1 protein-coding gene is annotated in these 652 nt (G+C 50.8%); it reads right to left on the minus strand.

Features of this window, described 5'->3' with window-relative positions; all coding sequences use genetic code 11:
• Nucleotides 1–45 precede the first annotated feature (45 nt).
• On the minus strand, nucleotides 46–652 hold a 607-nt coding region (ilvE, locus tag R8O11_RS28455; protein ID WP_318195024.1), incomplete at its 5' end, for a branched-chain-amino-acid transaminase.

A 652-nucleotide genomic window follows, 5' to 3' on the forward strand; every position in this document is an offset into this window, starting at 1 on the left:
GTGTGGTGGTTGCTGATCTATATTTTGGCATTTCTTAAATCCTTCTTACTGCTGCTCTGGGTACACATAGTCTAACCAGCCCCACTTATCTTCCGTGGTGCCGTTAAATAGGCCAAAGTAGGCTTCTTGCAATTCTTTGGTAATCGGACCGCGTTTACCGCTGCCCACTTCAATTTTGTCGATGGTAGCTACAGGCACTACTTCTGCTGCGGTACCGGTCATGAATACTTCATCCGCAAGGTATAGCGCTTCGCGAGCAATGTTAGCTTCACGGACTTCGTAACCTTTATCGCGAGCAATGGTCATGATCGAGTCACGAGTGATGCCCGGTAGGATAGCGCTGGTTGCTGGTGGTGTGGTGATCACGCGATTTTTGATGACAAAGATGTTCTCGCCCGCGCCTTCTGACAAGTAACCGTCAACACTCAGTGCGATACCTTCGTCGTAACCATGACGACGTGCTTCACCACCAACGAGTAGTGAAGAAAGGTAGTTACCACCCGCTTTTGCAGCGGTAGGGATGGTGTTAGGTGCCGCGCGATTCCAGCTTGAAATCATCGCATCCACGCCTTTTTCTAGTGCTTCTTCACCAAGGTACGAGCCCCATGGGAACGCTGCGATGATCAGCTCCATGTCGGTGCCTACTGGAGGA

This window comes from Vibrio sp. 1288, from assembly GCF_033344475.1.